Source organism: Candidatus Thiodiazotropha sp. AKAK3 (genome assembly GCF_058244645.1).
In genome coordinates this window covers 85,034-104,009 of record NZ_JBSYOQ010000062.1, presented here as the reverse complement: position 1 = coordinate 104,009, position 18,976 = coordinate 85,034, and the positions used below count along the sequence as shown (strand labels likewise).

Annotated in this window: 16 protein-coding genes; all 16 read left to right on the top strand. The window is 39.7% G+C overall.

The window, feature by feature from the left end; all coding sequences use genetic code 11:
- Nucleotides 1–344 precede the first annotated feature (344 nt).
- The gene (locus tag AC4IE7_RS16000) at nucleotides 345–2,375 is read left to right on the top strand and encodes a PAS domain S-box protein (protein ID WP_490777862.1); all 2,031 of its coding nucleotides are present in this window, start codon (nucleotides 345–347) and stop codon (nucleotides 2,373–2,375) included.
- The gene (locus tag AC4IE7_RS15995) at nucleotides 2,372–4,981 is read left to right on the top strand and encodes a bifunctional diguanylate cyclase/phosphodiesterase (protein WP_490777861.1); all 2,610 of its coding nucleotides are present in this window, start codon (nucleotides 2,372–2,374) and stop codon (nucleotides 4,979–4,981) included. The genes AC4IE7_RS16000 and AC4IE7_RS15995 overlap by 4 nt, the downstream gene beginning before the upstream one ends.
- On the top strand, nucleotides 4,969–5,409 hold the full coding sequence (locus tag AC4IE7_RS15990) for a bacteriohemerythrin (protein ID WP_490777860.1): 441 nt from the start codon (nucleotides 4,969–4,971) through the stop codon (nucleotides 5,407–5,409). Before AC4IE7_RS15995 ends, AC4IE7_RS15990 begins: the two co-directional genes overlap by 13 nt.
- 1,635 nt (nucleotides 5,410–7,044) lie before the next feature.
- A complete protein-coding gene (locus AC4IE7_RS15985; protein ID WP_490777859.1) occupies nucleotides 7,045–7,746 on the top strand; it encodes a hypothetical protein in 702 nt (233 codons plus the stop codon).
- 138 nt (nucleotides 7,747–7,884) lie between these two features.
- On the top strand, nucleotides 7,885–8,172 hold the full coding sequence (locus tag AC4IE7_RS15980; RefSeq protein WP_490777858.1) for a pilus assembly protein: 288 nt from the start codon (nucleotides 7,885–7,887) through the stop codon (nucleotides 8,170–8,172).
- Nucleotides 8,173–8,279: 107 nt separating this feature from the next.
- Nucleotides 8,280–10,181 (top strand): pilus assembly protein TadG-related protein, encoded by a 1,902-nt coding sequence (locus AC4IE7_RS15975; protein ID WP_490777857.1) that lies wholly within the window; start codon nucleotides 8,280–8,282, stop codon nucleotides 10,179–10,181.
- A 79-nt stretch (nucleotides 10,182–10,260) separates the two neighbouring features.
- The gene (locus AC4IE7_RS15970) at nucleotides 10,261–11,097 is read left to right on the top strand and encodes a hypothetical protein (protein ID WP_490777856.1); all 837 of its coding nucleotides are present in this window, start codon (nucleotides 10,261–10,263) and stop codon (nucleotides 11,095–11,097) included.
- 4 nt (nucleotides 11,098–11,101) lie between these two features.
- Nucleotides 11,102–11,815 (top strand): hypothetical protein, encoded by a 714-nt coding sequence (locus AC4IE7_RS15965; RefSeq protein WP_490777855.1) that lies wholly within the window; start codon nucleotides 11,102–11,104, stop codon nucleotides 11,813–11,815.
- Between the two features lie 212 nt (nucleotides 11,816–12,027).
- Entirely contained in the window at nucleotides 12,028–12,873 is an 846-nt protein-coding gene (gene cpaB / locus AC4IE7_RS15960) for a Flp pilus assembly protein CpaB (protein WP_490777854.1), read from the top strand.
- Nucleotides 12,874–12,900: 27 nt separating this feature from the next.
- A complete protein-coding gene (locus AC4IE7_RS15955; RefSeq protein ID WP_490777853.1) occupies nucleotides 12,901–14,019 on the top strand; it encodes a type II and III secretion system protein family protein in 1,119 nt (372 codons plus the stop codon).
- 3 nt (nucleotides 14,020–14,022) lie between these two features.
- Nucleotides 14,023–15,711 (top strand): TadA family conjugal transfer-associated ATPase, encoded by a 1,689-nt coding sequence (locus tag AC4IE7_RS15950; RefSeq protein ID WP_490777852.1) that lies wholly within the window; start codon nucleotides 14,023–14,025, stop codon nucleotides 15,709–15,711.
- Entirely contained in the window at nucleotides 15,711–16,559 is an 849-nt protein-coding gene (locus tag AC4IE7_RS15945) for a type II secretion system F family protein (RefSeq protein ID WP_490777851.1), read from the top strand. The genes AC4IE7_RS15950 and AC4IE7_RS15945 overlap by 1 nt, the downstream gene beginning before the upstream one ends.
- A gap of 27 nt (nucleotides 16,560–16,586) precedes the next feature.
- Nucleotides 16,587–17,507, top strand: coding sequence for a type II secretion system F family protein (locus tag AC4IE7_RS15940; RefSeq protein ID WP_490777850.1), 921 nt, complete (start codon nucleotides 16,587–16,589; stop codon nucleotides 17,505–17,507).
- A gap of 32 nt (nucleotides 17,508–17,539) precedes the next feature.
- A complete protein-coding gene (locus AC4IE7_RS15935) occupies nucleotides 17,540–18,085 on the top strand; it encodes a hypothetical protein (RefSeq protein WP_490777849.1) in 546 nt (181 codons plus the stop codon).
- Between the two features lie 38 nt (nucleotides 18,086–18,123).
- Nucleotides 18,124–18,495, top strand: coding sequence for a DUF192 domain-containing protein (locus tag AC4IE7_RS15930; RefSeq protein WP_490777848.1), 372 nt, complete (start codon nucleotides 18,124–18,126; stop codon nucleotides 18,493–18,495).
- 2 nt (nucleotides 18,496–18,497) lie between these two features.
- The gene (locus tag AC4IE7_RS15925) at nucleotides 18,498–18,971 is read left to right on the top strand and encodes a tetratricopeptide repeat protein (protein ID WP_490777847.1); all 474 of its coding nucleotides are present in this window, start codon (nucleotides 18,498–18,500) and stop codon (nucleotides 18,969–18,971) included.
- The last annotated feature ends 5 nt before the right edge of the window (nucleotides 18,972–18,976 follow it).

Sequence of the window (18,976 nt, the reverse complement as noted above, 5' to 3'; positions counted from 1 at the left end):
CCTAAGCTATATCAACTCGCAAACCTGGGATACACGGAAATACCTCTTTTTGGCGAGGGGGAATCCTATCTCTTGTATTTAGTACTTACACTTCATTACCATACTGATTCAGTCAACTATCAAACCACCTCTACATACCTGCAACAGCTGTATCACAAGCTGGCTCGCGAACTTCAGCCACCCTATCCTGCAAAGCTTCAGAATAGAACTCTCTGTTATCAAGTGCCTACTCAGACAAGACCCTCACAGACTGATCATAGCACCATTACAACTCACTCTATGATCCTGATTAATTACATTATTGCAGCCATCTATTTCAATCAAGGAGAGGGGTCTTTGATAGAATGAAGGAGTATGGTAAACCGAAACTGATACTTCTATCGGGATACATCGAAGTCGACATACCTGCTCTGGTAAGTCAACTGCTCAAGCCATTGCTAGCACCCGATACAGATTTCGTTGAGTCTAAGTTTGACCTGTCCAATGTCGATACCCCCTACGCAGCTCTCACTCAGATAGTTCAATCTGTTATTCGTAAAATCTTAGGCAAAAGAAAGCAGGAACTTAATTCCTGGAGAGGTGCGATACTAAAAGCAGTTGGGCCGAATGGACACCTCATCAACGACCTTGCCCCAGATCTCGAGAGACTCATCGGAGAGCAGCCACCACTTCAGGAGCTAAAACCTCGGGATACTCTCAAACGCTTTACATCAACAATACACAATTTCCTCAAGGTTACTTTCACTCCTGACCATCCGTTTGTACTGTTACTGGTGGATTTACAATGGATCGACACCCCTACCCTAGATCTACTCGAGCATCTGCTTACCGACCCAGATATCAACCACATCCTCATTATCGGTACCATTAGTGAGAATGAGGTCACTCCCAGCCACCCGCTGATGAAATCATTAGATTCAATGCGAAATAGTGGCACTACAATTCAGACCATAGTGAACTCTCCATCGGGAGAAGATCACAGGTTTGAATTAAATAAAGAGTCCCCACGCAGAGAAGAGAAGCCATTGCAACAGTTTGATGCAGCAAAACTTGTGAAAACGATACAAAAAGTTTCACAACAATTAGAGCTTCCAAAACTGATGCAAGCACTAACGACTTATGCGTTGGAAACTTCGACTGCAGACAGGGGCCTTTTGATTGTTTCGCATGATAAAATCAATACTGTAGAAGTGGAGGCTAGTGCAGACGGAAACAACATTAACGTTAAAGCAGTCCAGGCACCGATCGATAGTAATAGCTGTTCTGAAACCATTGTCACGTACGCCATACAGGCCAGACAACAGGTCATTCTCAACGATACATCTCTCCCTGGCGTGTTCAGTAATGATCTCTATTTGCAACAAAAGAGCAAGCGATCTCTGCTTTGTCTCCCCCTCCTCAGCCCAAACAATCCAGCAGGTGTGTTGTACCTGGAAAACACCCAGTCTATTGGCGCTTTCACCCCGGATAGAGTTGCACTGCTGGAGCTACTGGCAGCACAGGCAGCAATCTCATTGGAAAATGCCTCTTTATACAATGACCTCAAGGAGAGCGAAGCTAGATATCGTCAAATCATCGATACCGCAAATGAAGGCGTATGGATTCAGGATGATAACTATGTCACTACATATGCCAATGAACATATGGCACAAATGTTGGGTTATACCGCAGACGATTTGATTGGACAGAAAGCCACCGATTTCATGTTTGAAGAGGACAAAATCGAACACGCTCTTAAAATGAGCGAACGACGAAATAATAAATCTGATGTATATGAACGACGCTTGATTCACAAAGATGGAAGGTCGGTATGGATGCTGATTTCCGCTACACCTATCTTCAAAGATGGCCAGTTCAATGGTTCAGTTGCGATGCTGACTGACATAACCGAACGTATCGAAGTTGAACAGCATCTGGCTACGAGTGAGCAACTCTTCCGTACCCTGATTGAAAACTCTCCTGATCAAATCTCACGATACGATTTGAATCTACGTCGCCTGTATATCAATCCAGCACTTCAAAAGCTGTTTAAGGTACCGCTTGATCAAGCGCTCAACAAGACCTCCATGGTCTCTTCACCACTGCTCGACCCAGAAGCCTATATGGCCGTTATCCATAAAGTCATCGAAACCGAACAGGAGTGTTCCGATGAGATCGCCTTTCACAACCAGCAAGGCGAGATCGAATGGGCAAGCGCACGCTTTGTACCCGAGTTTGATCTAAACGGCAAAGTCGCAACTGTACTGGTCATATCCAATGTCATCACAGAAAAAAACATGCCGAGCAGCAACGACAAGAACACCTTAACTTTCTCCAGAGCCTGGACCGGGTCAACCGGGTACTGCAAACAGAGGGAGATTTCGATCAAGTTATGAACATGGCTCTGGATGAGATTCTCGATATCTTCGAATGTGATCGCGTCCACCTGGTTTATCCCTGTAACCCGGACGCACCAAGTTGGTTTGTGCCGATTGAACGTACCAGGCCCGACTATCCAGCAACCTACCAGCTCGGCCAGAAACAGCCCATGAGTGAGCATGTTGCAAGCACCATGACTCAACTACTTGACTCGAATCAACCAATCAAACTAGGAGCAGATTCACAATACCCGATAACGGATATCATGCGGAAGAGACTCCATATTCGCTCTATCATGACCATGGCCCTCTACCCCATAATTGACCAGCCTTGGCAATTAGTAATGCAACAATGTTCTCATGATCGGAATTGGAACGATCAAGAGCTACGTTTGTTTGAAGAGATAGGCCACCGTCTTTCAGATGCCCTGAACTCTCGACTATCAATCCGTAACTTACGTGAGAGCGAAGAACGCTTTCGCCTAGTCTATGAAAACTCACCGGTACCGATATGGGAAGAGGACTTTTCTGCCGTCAAATCACGCCTTGATGAGCTGAAAGAGATCTGCGGTGACGACCTGGAAAGCTACCTTATTGAGCATCCTCAAGTCATTGCTGAGTGTGCAGCAATGGTACATATTATCAATATCAATAGTGCTGTCATTGAACTCCATGAGGCCAATAGCAAAGAGGAACTATTAGAAGGCTTGCCGAAGACCTTCCTTGCCGAATCCTATAACGCTTTCCGCAGAGAGCTCATCGCCCTTGCAAATGGCCAGACAGAACTGGTTTTTGACAGCGCAGTACAGACCCTGACAGGGAGACGCATTGATATCAGCCTCTCATTTTCGGTCTGTCCCGGTTATGAAAAGAGCCTGACCAAAGTATTTATCTCAACTATTGACATCACTCAGCGCAAGCAGAGCGAGGATCACATGAGGCTGGCCGCCAGTGTTTTCTCAACCAGTCAGGAGGGAATCCTGATCAGTGATGCCAATAACCGTATTATCGATGTCAATCCTGCCTTCAGTCATCTAACAGGTTACAGCCGAGATGAAGCTTTGGGCAAAAACCCCAACTTTCTCAGTGCAAATCAAAATGACTCAGCACTCTATGAAGAGATGTGGCAATCGATCAACAGCAATGGCGAGTGGCAGGGTGAACTCTACAACAAACGTAAATCCGGTGAAATCTTTCCAGAGCAGCTTTCCATCGTCGCGGTGCGTGATAAACATGGAGAACTACAGCACTATGTGGGCGCTTTTTCAGATATCAGCATGATCAAACGACACGAGGCAGATCTCGACCGCATTGCACACTATGACATGCTTACCTCTGTCGCCAACCGGCGCCTGCTCGGGGATCGCCTGGAACAGGCTATTGCCCATGCCAAACGACACACAAAAAATCTTGCCGTCTGCTATCTCGACCTCGACGGCTTCAAACCGATCAACGACCAGTTCGGTCACGAGGCTGGAGATCGTATGCTTATTGAAATCGCACGTCGACTGGAGACGATATCACGTGCCGAGGATACCGTCGCCCGCTTGGGCGGAGATGAATTCGTGCTGTTGTGGAACAATATAGGCAGTCAATCCAATTGCGCTATGGCTCTGAACCGCGTACTGATGAAAGTATCCAGTCCAATGCAGTTAGAGAATCAACCTGTATCAGTCACAGCCAGTATCGGTGTAACCCTCTACCCGGATGATAATGTGGATGCGGATAGCCTGCTACGCCATGCGGACCATGCTATGTATACAGCAAAACAGCTAGGCAAGAACCGCTACCAGATCTTTGACGCACGTCTGGAACGGCACATATCTGCACGGATTGAATTGATGGAAAAAATAGACCACGGATTGGACTGCGGCCAGTTTGAGCTCTATTACCAACCCAAAGTGGACTATACAACCTGTCAGGTGGTCGGTGTTGAAGCACTTCTACGTTGGAACGATCCGGTGCTCGGCTTGGTAGGTCCCAAGGAGTTTCTCTCGCTGATCGAAAACGATGTTCTGGCGTTCCGCATGGGATGCTGGGTGATGAAACAGGCAGTTCGTCAAGCAAAAATCTGGCACGAGCGGGGGATTACCCTGCCGATCAGCATCAATGTCTTCCCTTGCCACCTCAAGCACCACTCCTTTGTCGATGATCTGCGCAGTGCTATTGCATCGAACTGGCCGCAGATGCCGAGAAGTCAACTGATGATAGAGATTGTAGAAACTGACGACTTAGAGGAGCTTGAACCTATCGAACAGGTTATCAGAGAGTGCGTGGCGATGGGAATCAGCTTCTCCCTGGACGACTTTGGCACTGGTTACTCTTCACTTGTCTACCTGCGTCGATTAAGTATCCAAGAGCTGAAGATCGACCAATCTTTTGTGCGCGACATGCTTGAAGACCCTGATGATGAGGCAATCGTCGTCGGTGTAATCAGCCTAGGCCGGGCTTTTGGGCTACGAGTAGTCGCTGAAGGTGTTGAAACCTTAGAGCAGGCCCAGTACCTGACAAATCTCGACTGCCCCATCGTCCAGGGTAATGGGCTGGGAAAACCCATGCCTGCACACACATTAGAGCAATGGTATACAGCATTCACTAAGGAGTTGACAGAATGCCACAAATAGCGGGATTGCAGGCAATTGAGTGGAAGGAGGCGATTACCACTGGCATCGATGTCATCGACAATGAACACCACTACCTTCTAGAAATCCTGCAAGAGATAAATGAAAAACTGTTGGTAGATGACAGCGACCTTTTATTGGAGCAAGCGATCAAAAATCTACTCTGTTACGCTCTAATGCATTTTGAAACCGAAGAAGCGCTGATGCAGCGCTATAGCTATGCGGCAGCCTATCCCGATGAAGCACAGGATCATATTATCCAGCATCGGAAATTTTCTCATCGGATTGTCACTGTGCACGATCAACTGCGAGAGGGACAAAAGATTTCACGTATTGAGATAGTGGGCTTTCTTAATAACTGGCTGCAGGATCACGTCTTCGACAGAGACAAATCGTTATGCATTTTTTTGGTACAAAAAATGGGTAAATGATTATCAAACAACACTCAATATCGATTGGCAAACAAAGATATTCATAACCAAACACAAAATCGTATAGCAAAAACCACCACTGACGGATGCCCTATGGTGATTTTTCGAATTAGAGCTTGTGAATTAAATATTAAATATTAGAATATCGATAGGTAACCCTATTAATATATATCATCTATTCTACTCAGGTGCGCATACCGATTAAGCGGCTTGTGCCGTCGTGCGCTATCGCATCAATTCCTCTGTTGCTTCATTGCCCAGTGTCTATCGTGGTAGCTGCAGAATTGCATCACAACCAGCGTCGTTCTTTTTTCATTACTTTCCAAAAAAGCTGTACTCTGTGGCAAGTATTGATGCAATAAGCCGTTGCAGCTTTAATTTAATAGGCTCTGTCATGAATGATATGGCCGCGCAAAGAAAAACGTAGCGCCCACAACTCCTTTTGTGTTTTCTGGCATGTTTATTGCGTATTTTATGATGGCGTCTCATACCGCCTTTTATGGTTGAAAGTTCTATTGCTGCTTCGGTCACCGCATCTGCGCTTTTTACCGGAGTAAAACGGTTAGCCTACTTGTAACCACCAACAGCTTGCATGATTCAAGTTATATATATTTAATTTTTATATATTTCAACAACATGTGATAGTTTTTTTATTTTGTCAATGCAAGACCCAATCAGGCTAAACCAGCAGATGTTTTTTACTCCAAACAAAGTCCCAGAAAGAAGTAATCACAACCAGACTGGCAAGCCAGACCATTTGCAGGCTGAGCCAACAGATACAAGGAATCAGTTATTTGCCTAACAGAAAAACAAGCTAGAACAAAGAGTATTTAATATAATTTATTACTGTTTATTTTCAGCAGGGAGAGAGTAGATTAGATAGCCTGATTACACGTCATATACCAAAAAACAGATGCATGAATTAGAAGTACCCGTATCTTAAATACTAATAGAAGCAGGGACATATGTATAATTTTGATGCCAAGTACTTAATCAACGCCTTAGCTATTCTCGTGTAATCTTTTTATATATTATTTCATAGTTGATATAAAAATTACTCATTCTGGCGAAGAAAGCATAGCCTCGGCCAGATGAGATAATTCTTTATATATGAAGAATAATTTACATCACTGATTTATGTGATTGAGTTCTCACTCCTAAGATAGTTTTCCTAATCTTCCTCTAAATGTTCAATTTAGCCCAAATTTACAATTGTAAATTACAAACCATTAAAGTTAGTATTCGGGTTAATGACATAGTTCAATTTAAAGATTGTATTTTTTAGGATATGAAGTGAAAAACTAGACGCTAAATATTCAGGTATGTTCATAGCGACTGCTGATACCTTCTGAATAATATATCTATCATGGGTAGTTGCAGGTGATAAAGCGATTCTAGACCATTACTGTGTAGTAAATCTCAACAACACAGTAAATATTAGGATGCAATTTCAAGTAACAGCAGTATCCGTTAAGACTCAAAAGTATCTGTCAGGATCGGAATATACTGAGCATCTTTTGAGCAGACAATACAGACCACCTGAATCAAGTTGTTATTTGATTAGGTATTTACAAAGGATTGAACAACCAAGAAGGATCTTACTGGAAGTCACTGGACTGGATGACAATTGGATAGATGACGCTTTCAAGAAAGATTTTTCATTGGTGCCTTGTTTCACTTACTGTATTTGTTTATACAACCATATGCCAAGCAACTGAAATCAATGTTGCCTTGGAACAGCACGACAGCTATTTAAGACCCGCGAGGTCTTTTTCAGCTGTTCTGGTTGAATACAACAAGCACAACGAACAAACCAAGCACAAAACCAAGCTAACACTTAGCGAATATGGTATGCGATCTGAAGCCCTGAATGCTGAAGATAGTGTACAGCATATGGTTTTCATACAAGATTACGCCTCATCACGTAGGTGGCTGGTAAACACAACTAGAGCTTGTTATAGCGAACTACCTGAAGATAAGGGTACCGATGAAAAAGCCAGTAGTGTTAAACACACCACTTCAACGCCAAGTATTTTATCTATTAGGCCCTGCAATAACAGTAAGGCAAAAAAATTATCTGCAAGAGAAATAAATAATACTGAATTAAGCGTTTGGAAGTGCACAGATCAACAAGGTCTTACTTACATTCAACATTTCAGTACATTGCTAGGCCTTGTTGTTCGTCAAGAAAGCCAAGAAGGGCAAATAGGTGAGCTAGTAAATATTTCCCTGAACAGCCCAGAGCCTCAATACTTCAAGCCATCGGATAAGTGGCGAGAAGTTACTTTGGAAGAATTCATCACTGGAAGAGCTGTGTTGCCTAGCTATGAAGATTAGCCTGTCAATATAGTTTAGAGGGTGAGAATACTAAGGATCAGAGATGATCTAATTACATTATAACGTTTTTAAGAAGAGCCATATCAGTGCATAAGCACAAGATGGGAAAAGTAATCTGTACACTAAGGAGCTATATAAATGTTAGTTAAATCTGGAAAGCAAGTATCTCGTCGTTCTCATTTTGGTCAAGGTATGACTGAGTACATCATTATTGTAGCTGTTATTGCTGTCGCAGCTATTGGAGCCTTCGGCTATTTCGGTCAGATTGTTGAAAATCAAATCTCAGGTTTAGGATCTGAGCTTGGCGGAGGTAGTGGTGCGGATGCTCGTGCTAACTCAACAACACTCGGTGAAACCGCGAAAACACAAGCTGCAGGTTCTGCAAACAGCATGGGTAACTATGATGCTAATGATGCTACAAACTAAAGAGTAGCTTTTACAACAGGTTATTTACCTGTTTGTGCTTATGATAAGGAGGCCTGACTTTACCAATGGATAAGAGGTAAAGTCAGGCCACAAAATGGAAAGTAATTATGCCCAGATTGACACGTAGAAAACAAAAAGGACAGGCACTCCCATTGGGAATTGCGTTACTTGTATCATCTGTCCTCTTTACGATTGTCTTATACAACACAGGACAAACTGCATCTGAAAAATCTCGTCTAACGAATACAGCAGATGCAGCAACATACAGTGGGTTAATCTGGCAAGCTCGCGCATTAAATTTCCAAGCCTATACAAATCGCGCAATGGTCGCGAATCATGTATCTATTGGGCAGATGGTAAGTTTAACTTCCTGGACAAAGTACGCATATATTCTTGCAAGAAATATTGATTATATAGGTCGCTGGTTTCCAATTGTTGCCGGTATTACAGGTGCTGCTAAAGAGTTCACTGAAGGTTTAGATGATGTAATGGTAACAATTGCAGAAGTTTTTATTCCTGTAGTTGATAATGTTAATGCCGTATTGACTCAATCACAAAGAGCAGTCTACCTGGCAAGCTTTGCTGCAACACCTGGCATCGTCAGTGAAGTTGTACAGAAGAATGACAATCGCTACAACGCAACCTCAGCTTATGCATTAGTAGGCATGGGTGAAAATGCAGTTGATTGGAATAACTTTTCGAATAGATATGATGACGACGAAAGTCTGTTAAGAAAAGCAGATGTTGTTAATCGCTCTAAAGACGAATTCACACGCAATCGAAATTTTAGTGGAGGCCGAATCAATCTGGGAGTCGTGAAAGTCTGGTTAAAAAAAGAAGGTGAATCAAGGCTTGTTTCTGAAGATTCCTCTACTTCCACAAACAATTGGCTAAACAATAACAATAGCAGTGAAAGCAATCTTGAATGGGAGTGGAAAGGTAAGGATTCATACTCATTCCATATTAAAGTATTACATTGGGATGGATGGGATCACGATGAAGTTCCGCTAGGCTGGGGTTCGAGATATGTCAATGGAGACTTCGAATGTGACGAAACTGCCAATCAAAGCAGATGGTGGTGGTTCGGCTCAGGTTGTACAAGATATTTGAATGAAAACAGAAGAGGTGAAATGCTTGCGGATACGGAAAACGAAGAACTTGATGTGGATTACGAGGGTATACGTGCATATTATGACCTCTCTGATTTAAGTCAAGAAAACAAAGATCCACGCCTCGCATTACGCATTCAAGTTGAGCTTCCAGAAAATGAAGTCAGAACTGCATCAAAAATTGATGGTATAGGTTCATCCTCTACGCCAAATAGCACATCAGGAAATGGACTCGGTCAAGGTGTGTTTGGAACCGAAGACAGAATGGCTAGCGGTGGTATGGCAGCAATATCAAGTGGTGAGTTATTTTTTCATCCACCAGATGACTATTTGCCATCAAATAGAAGAGGTCGATATGAGATAGCCAGTCTTTTTAGTCCATATTGGGAAGTTCGTTTGACTAAAACCCCTGTACAACGCCGTTTCATGGCATGGGCTTTACGTGATACAGCACTGCTCACTCAGGGCGCATCAGGCATTGTTGATGGTGTAGACAGGTTTATCAGTGATAAAACAGAAGAATTAGAGCGACTATATCAGTTAGTTGCAGAACTGGAAGATCAGATAGATAACACAACTGATAACGCACTTCGCACCCAATTAGAGAACAGACTGAATTCAACTAACTCAGAAATCGTTCAACTTGAATCTATTAACGTAGATACATCTCAAGTAGCAACTGGTCTAAATCAAGGCATGGCTCAAGGTATGACTAGCATATCTAACACGAATATTAGTAGCTACCAACAAATGCTAAATAATTATGCTGGTCAACAAAGTCAATCGATAGCTGATGATTTTCAAAATCAAATCGTTGATCAAGTAACTGATCAAATGCAAGAGTCTTTAGAAAATGCTATGGAAAATGCAGTTGAAAACGCTCTATCTTCAATGCTATGAGCAAATTAAAGTAATTTTAATTTAATCAGATAGCGATTATTTAAAAGCAAATCATTTTGATGTTTCAAAGGGATTAGTTATGAATCATTCACATACTAGTAATATATTCAAACAAAATGGTAATGCTAGCGTTGAAACCATTCTATTCGCAACCGTAATGGTTCCGTTACTCGGCGGTCTACCTTTACTGGGTAAAATATCGGACATAAACAATACTACGACACAAACAAGTCGTTATCTGGCATGGGAACAGACCATAGCTGGCCCGATATACAAAACACCAGATCAATTACAGACAGAAATTAATAATCGCTTTTTTGCCAAGCCTGACTTACTTATTAAAACGAATAGAGAAGCTTTGACTGGTGATGAGTATCAGAATCCAATGTGGACTAGCTATGGTTATGACGAGAACAATGATGTTAATCGTATGGTTGGACAAGGTGGTGTAACACGCCCTCAGATTACAAATCAAAATCCAGACAGTATTGCTGGAACTCTTTCTTCCGGTATAAAAACCATTGGAAGAACCATGTCTTCATTTAGTGGAGGCGATTGGGATATTGAAGGTAAAGGCCTATACACAGCTTCCGTATCCGTAGATATCGCTAGTAATAAATATTTAAATTCTGGTGTTGATTGTAACAATCAAGAAAGTGAAAACATATCGTCATGTATTATTAAATCTAATACTATTTTTGTTGACAGTTGGAATGCTAGAAATGCATCTCAAGCAGCAGATAGAGCACGGACATTTGTACCTGCAGGATCACTTGAAGAAGTAGGTAATGCAATAGCTTATGTGGGTTATATCCCATTTTTCCAAGATATTAGGGGATTACGATCTGATAGTAATGGAGGATTTGGCTATGTAAACGCTAATGTCTTGCCAATGGATCGATACAGTGAAGATTAGTTAGATGATATATTCACTTAATATTTCTAAATATTTATCTATTCCTATAGTCTACATAAGTCTTGTATCTACATGTACTGCATTTGATATCTCAGATGTAGCAGATCCTCCTAACGCTAAAGTTACATATGTTGGTGATGTGATCCAAAACGGGTTACCGCTTCAAATGAAACAATTTTCCGTTGAACAACCAATTTCCGAAGTATTTAACTTTTACAAACAACGTTGGTCTGACATAGGTGCTCGCCAGGATAACGTTCCTGATTTCATAGAAAAGGTTGTGGGTGAATGGCGTATTTTAAGCAAAATTGAAGGCCACTCTAGCGTTGTTGTTCAGGCTAGAATTAGAAAGATTGGTGTAACAGAAGGCTTTATTTCTGTAAGTGATATGTCTGAAAAAAAAGAGGTTAATGAAATCACAACCTCATTTCCCCGACTAACTGATAGTGAGATATTGTCGAGTACAGAATCACAAGATAGTGGCCGAATAGCAACTACTCTTATGATAACAAATAAATATTCTATCGATGAGAATAACAACTACTATCGTTCAAACATGAGTGAAAAGGGTTGGTACTACACAAATGGAGAAATACGTAACAATGTCGCCATGCTTCATTTCACTAAAGAAAATCAGCAATGTGAAATTGCTATTTCTGAAAGAAATGGAAAAACATTAATTTTTTCTAATGTTGTACAATTAAATGAAGACAGTTAACAAATACTTTTTCTCTAAAAATCAGTCTGGACATGTAACAGTTGAGTGGGTTTTGGTTACATTAATCCTAATCCTTATACTATTTGCTCCAATATCTAATGATAATCAATCTGTGATGAGTATGTTAATGGAATCAATTAGAGATTTTGACCGTAACAGGTCTTTGCTTTATTCCTTGCCATAATTGATATATCAAACTACTGAGTAATTTAATGAACACCAATGTAAGTAAAGTTGGCACGCAACAAAAGCGTGTTGGTAGTAAGTTCATCAACAAAAATATTGTCATGTTGATATTATCACTGATAGTAGGTGTTTTCGGTGTCTATCTAGCGAAAGGTTTTATTGAAAACAAAGTAAATTACTACAAAAGCCAACTAGAGAAGACTGAAGAAATGGTATCTGTTGTTGTACCAAATAGAAATATACCCAGGGGTACAATAGTATCAATAAGTGACTTCTCTATACGTGAAATACCAAAAAAATATGCGCATCATAATGTTGTTACAGAATCAACCTTTAACACAGCTGCTGGTCAAAGAGTTAGTTTTGATGTAACCAAAGGTAAATCATTGTTATGGGCACACCTTGAAGGTGGATTAATGCCTACATTTTCTGGAAAACTTGAAGAAGGTAAGCGTGCCCTTGCGTTTACTGTAGACAAAATCAATTCTATTTCTGGTTTTTTGCAACCTAAGGACAAGATTGATTTACTTCTAGAATATAACAACGAGGTATTACCAATTATTCAAAATCTCCTTGTTCTTGCTACTGGCGTAAGAACTCATATAGATAAAACTGGAAGATTATCTGAAGATGCATTCCGTACGATTACTGTCGAGGTAACTCCTGAAATTGCTGAAAAAATTACTTTAGCAAAAAGCGTCGGCAAAATAACAGCAATTTTAAAATCACCACAGGACGAACAATCTTTCAAAGATACGCCTATGACTATCGCTCAATTACTTAACAAACCAAAACCAAAAGTAAGAAAACGAAAGCGTCAGATAGTAAAAAAAGAAGGCATTGAGTTTATAATCGGCGGAACAAGAAATTAAACGATCCTGTATAGAAGGTAATACCAAGTGTTAAAAAGAATTTATGCATTCAATTTTGCAATGCTGTTAATACTATTTTCAAATGTTGTCATAGCTGAAAATATTGATATGTTTGTCGGTGAAATTAAGATCATTGGTAGAGTCAACGTTGATAGAGTAGCTCTTGGACGTGGTGATATATTAAAAGTCGAAATACTAAAAACAAAAGAACTTTTAATTATCGCGGAAAGCGCTGGTAGTACATTTTTAAGATTATGGAATAAGGATGGTAGTTATTTTGAATACAATATAAGAGTAACTAAAGACGATCCTGAGAAAAGAGTGCGCATGGACAGTATGATTCGAATTAAGGTAAAAATGGTTGAATTCAGAAAGAGCGCTCTATCAAAGTTAGGTATTGATTGGTCACAAGCATTTGGTGGACCAACCTTTTCAACTGTCGGTGACTTTGTCACAAACTCATTATACAGACCCGCACAAGCAACAATTGATGGAGCAACATTACCATTAGCTGTTAAACCCTTTTCGTCCTATTTTGGTATTGCATCTACACTGACCTCAACAATCAACTTACTCGCTTCAGATGGCGATGCAGTAGTTTTGTCTGAACCTGTTTTAACATGTGTCAATGGTGGTTCAGCTAAGTTTATATCCGGAGGCGAATACCCGATACCTGTTACAGGAACTAATGGTAGTACCAGTGTTGAATTCAAACAATACGGTATAAAAATGGATATATCACCAAAAGCAAACACAAAAGATCAAATATATACAACAATTAAGGCCGAAGTAAGTGAGATTGATAAATCAACTACAGTACTCGGTGTTCCTGGAATATTAAAAAATGAAACTGAAACTATAGTTAATGTCCAATCAGGTCAAACTATTGTAATTTCAGGCTTACTAAAAGCAAAACAAGGAAGAGGAACCAGTAAAGTTCCTGGGTTGGGAGATATACCTTTAGTTGGTGGATTATTTGGCACAGATGATTTACAGAATGAAATGTCTGAAATGGTCGTATTTTTAACACCTGAAATAGTTGATGTAGAAGATACATATGATGCTCAGGCAAAACGAATGGCTACTATCAGAGAACGTTCAGTTAAAGAGATTACAGAACATCTCGAATTTAGTATTTTGGATTGATTGATGTTTGATATTATATACCAACAGGGAAGAAAACGAAGAGCACGTCATTCAATTAAAGGTGATCGTTGTGTTATTGGTAGTGCACGTCATAGTGATCTTGTGTTGAAACATCGTCACATTACCAAAAAGCATGCAGCAATTTATTCAGAAAATAACCAAGTACATATAGAAGACCTGGGAAGTATGACAGGCACATGGGTTAACCGTGAGCGCATAATCAATTATGGACCACTCAGTGAACATGACGAAATAACAATAGGTGATGTAAGTATAAAAGTAGAGATACAGCAGTTACGTGAGTCAAATATACAGAGTGTAACTTCATCTACGATTAAAACACCTGACTCACAAAAAGAAGTCGATATCATATCTGATATAGATATTAGAGAGCACACCCAAAAGAATGAAGCAATTATTTATTGGACTAAGAACATACATGACCAATTAATTTCTGAAATGGATTTAAGACGTAAAGATGTGCACAGCATGTCTGATGGTCAATTAAGAATAGAAGCTGAAGCACTACTTGATCAAATTCTAAACAGAATAAAAAGTGATCTTCCGTCTGACATTAATATCTCTAAATTACGTGTAGATGTACTCAATGAGGCTGTAGGTTTAGGTCCATTAGAAACATTTCTAGATGATGACACTATCACAGAAATAATGGTTAACAATCATCAAGAAATTTTTGTCGAACGATCTGGAAAATTAGTAAATAGTGGTGAATCTTTTAGTGGTGACCAAGCTGTTCTCTCCGTAATAGAGAGAATTATTACCCCTCTTGGTCGAAGAATTGACGAAAGTAGTCCGATGGTTGACGCTCGCCTCAAAGATGGTTCACGAGTTAATGCAATAATTCCACCACTTGCCATAAAAGGGCCGAGCCTGACAATCAGGAAATTCGCAAAAGAACGACTAACATTTGATGATATTGTTAATTACGGATCTGTTAGTCAAGATATGGTTGACTTTTTAAAAGTATGTGTCGAACAGAGAAAGAATATAATCGTTTCAGGTGGCACAGGTTCAGGTAAAACTACCTTATTAAATGTACTTTCTAACTTTATCCCAAAAAATGAACGCATTATAACTGTTGAAGACGCCGCAGAATTAAAACTTAACCAACCTAACTTGGTCTCTTTAGAGGCAAGGCCTGCTAATTTAGAAGGACGCGGTTCTATTACTATACGTGAATTAGTTAAAAACACTTTACGAATGAGGCCTGATAGAATTGTAGTCGGTGAGTGTCGTGGAGGTGAAGCTCTAGATATGCTTCAAGCTATGAATACAGGCCATGATGGCTCACTAACTACAGCTCACGCTAATACACCAAGAGATGCTCTCTCACGACTTGAGGTTATGGTTTTAATGGCAGGTATGGATCTACCTGTTACAGCAATCCGAGAACAAGTTGCATCAGCAGTACACATTATCGTTCAGCAAACCCGCTACTCATGTGGTTCTAGAAAAATATCAAAAATCACTGAAGTTACTGGTATTGAAGGTAGCACAATACAATTACAGGATATTTTTGAATATAAACAACACGGAGTTGACGAAAACGGAAAAATAAGAGGTGAATTTCAATCAACCGGTTTTATCCCTTCATTCTATGAAGAATTGAAAACTATAGGAATAGAAGTAGATCTTTCTATTTTTGGCAATAGTCTGGATGAATTCAGCTGATGGATATTTATCTGATACTCGCTATTGTATTTGTAAGTGTAAGCCTCGCAATCTGGCAGTTTATGTCTTTTAGTATGCGTGGTTTTGAACGTTATCAATCTACCTTTACAGAAAGGACTGAGAGTAAATTAGAAAATTTATTCTTATTTGTAGATACCAAAAAAGTTTTTTTATTCAATATACTTCTTCTACTTGCACTGCCAGTTGTCACTTATCTTCTTACAGATTCTGTTTTCTACTTATTAATTGCAATTGCAAGTCTACTATTTTTACCAAAATTTCTACTATATCGCCTTGAATCAAAGAGAAAAAACCAGTTTATACAATCTTTACCTGATGCTTTAACACAAATTGCAAGTGGTATGAGTGCAGGACAGACTTTCTCATCCGCCTTGGAAACGATGGTACAAGAAACAAGAGGCCCAATCAGTCAAGAATTTTCTCTGGTAATACGTGAACAAAGGTTAGGCATGTCATTAGCAGAAGCTATGGAGAATTTAGGCGAGAGAGTACAAGCTGAAGAGCTTGATCTGGTTGTCACTGCCACGCAAATATCTAATGAAGTTGGTGGTAATTTATCTGAAATATTCAAGCGACTGTCATCTGCTTTAAGACGAAAACTAGAAATGGAAGGTAAAATTAAAGCACTAACTTCGCAAGGTATTCTTCAAGGTTGGGTTGTCGGTATGTTACCTGTTTTAATCATAATAGCACTCTATTTTGTTGATCGAGATAATATCGCACCAATTTTTTCTAATCTCCTTGGCTGGATATTTTTAGGTATTATCTTTATCAATGAGATTATTGGCGGACTGATGATAAGAAAAATCGTCAGTATTGATATTTAAACTACCAAATTAGAAAGCAGCAACATAATGGATCTACTCATAATTAGCATCATTTTTGGTATTCTCCTAGCGACTCTATTCTGGAATGTCTATAGGTTTTTTGCTGCTGTACCAGATGAAGATCGTTCATACCTCGATCGCCCCCCAGTAGGCTTTAGGTTAACTTGGCCTGTTATAAATGCTTTTGTACACTATTTTGGTCATTTCATCACACAAAACTATCGTATTGTTACATTGCTTAGACTAAGAAAGGCAGGACTTGAGTATATGTTAAGTCCCGACCAGTTCTTTGGTGGAAAAATAGTAGCTGCAATTACTGGCATTATGTTTGTCTACCTCATACTTTTCATGTTAGATACTAATAGCTGGACTTTTTTATTTCTTGGGTTAATTGGCGGCTTTTATTATCCTGAATTATGGTTACGTGAGGCAACAATGCTGCGTAACAAAAGAGTCTTTAGAGACCTCCCCTTCTATCTTGATATTATTATCCTCTCTGTTGAAGCAGGTACAAATTTTACTGGAGGACTCCAGCAAGCAATCACTAAAGCAGCAGATGGACCACTGAGACAGGAATTCAGTCGCGTAATCAGAGATATTCGGTCTGGTAAACCTCGTGCAGAAGCTTTACGTGACATGTCAGATAGAATCGATAATGAGAGTATACGAAGTGTTGTTAGCAGCATCATACAAGCAGAGAAAACAGGTTCAAGTCTAGGCCCAGTTCTTAAAGCACAAGCTGATCAACTAAGAACTGCAAGATTTCAAAAAGCTGAAAAGATGGCGATGGAGGCACCAGTAAAATTACTTGGTCCACTGGTAATGTTTATTTTTCCTAACACGTTTTTAATAATTATTTTCGTAATCATCAGCAGCGCCATTCAAAAAGGCGTACTAACCTGGCCTGTTTTTAAGCCTCTTGTATGGGCATTTAATTGGCCTGGATAATTTTTAATTCACATTGGAGAAGTCGCCTTTCAATGAATATAAAACAACTCATGACCATTTTTGTTATCACAGTAGCAATATCAGCTTGTAATAGCAGTAATGATCAAATTCCACCAAATAGTCAGATTACTGTTTCACCCTCTTCATATACATGGACGGTTACAGAATATCTCGATGATATTGGTCAGTGTATTTACTTTACAGACGTCTATCAGGACACAGTTGTGCAAATCTCTGTTCTCGACAGTAATGAACGCCCAATAGGTGAAGTTGATATATCAATGTATTTGTCACCATCAAATAGCACATCACCAGTTGAATTTGATAATGAATATGTCTTTTACCTTTATGATGATTTTAACGGCAATGGCGTTGTAGATCATCCTCAGGAACTTGTAAGCAGTACTGGTGATTCGATTTTATATGATACACAAACTGAAAAGTATCACGGCACTAAATCGATGATTATTCGTACAAATACATCTTGTGGTGGATATAGGGCGACACTTAACGTATATGCTGGTACTGCTTATGGCTCGATGGAAATCAGCACAGAAGCGTCTGATGAAAATGAATAGTTAAAGTTTTAACATATCTAGAAAAATCTAAATAGAACATGAAAATAGTAAACATACAATTAAATCAACCAACTTCAAATAAGGAAAGTAGTCCATATTTCAAAGTTAAGTTGGCAAAAAGCTTCATTGCACGCCTAAGAGGATTATTAGCCAGTAAACGTTTAGGTAGCATGGAAGGCCTTTTACTATTCAACTGTTCTTCAATTCATACTTTTGGCATGCACTATCCTCTCGATATTGTTTTTTTAGATAGGAGCGGCAAAGTATTAAAATGTAAGGAGTGCGTTAAACCATTCCGCACTGCTTCATCACGAAACGCATACTACACACTCGAGTTGAATAACGGCACTATTAAATCACAGGGTATTGCAGTAAATGATCATTTTAATTGGCAAGGTATGAGTTTTTAATCATGTATAAGAATGCATTAATCATAATTATTATAACTATGTCTTTGGGTGCATGTAGCACTACTGCCAAAACAAAATCCATTACACTTTTAGAAATGGCAGACAAGGCATATGAACAAGGTAGATGGGCTGAAGCCGAACAACATTATCTAGCCATAACAAAAGCAGTCCCTACAGATTTTTATGCCTGGTTTAGACTAGGTAATACACGCTTACAACAAGGCAACTTAGAGTCTGCGATTCATGCTTATCAGTTATCGATACAACGAGACCAAAACCAAGCAAAGACTCATCATAATCTCGCTGAATCATATTTAATATTAGCTTATTTATCATTACAGCGCGCTTACGACCTTTCTGCTGACAATAGCTATGATCGAAAGGTTATTGTGCAAAAGCGGAAAAAACTCCATCCAATTATTTATAAACGGATAAAGGATCTGCCATCACCGGCACAGCGATTTATACGTTATTAGTAATA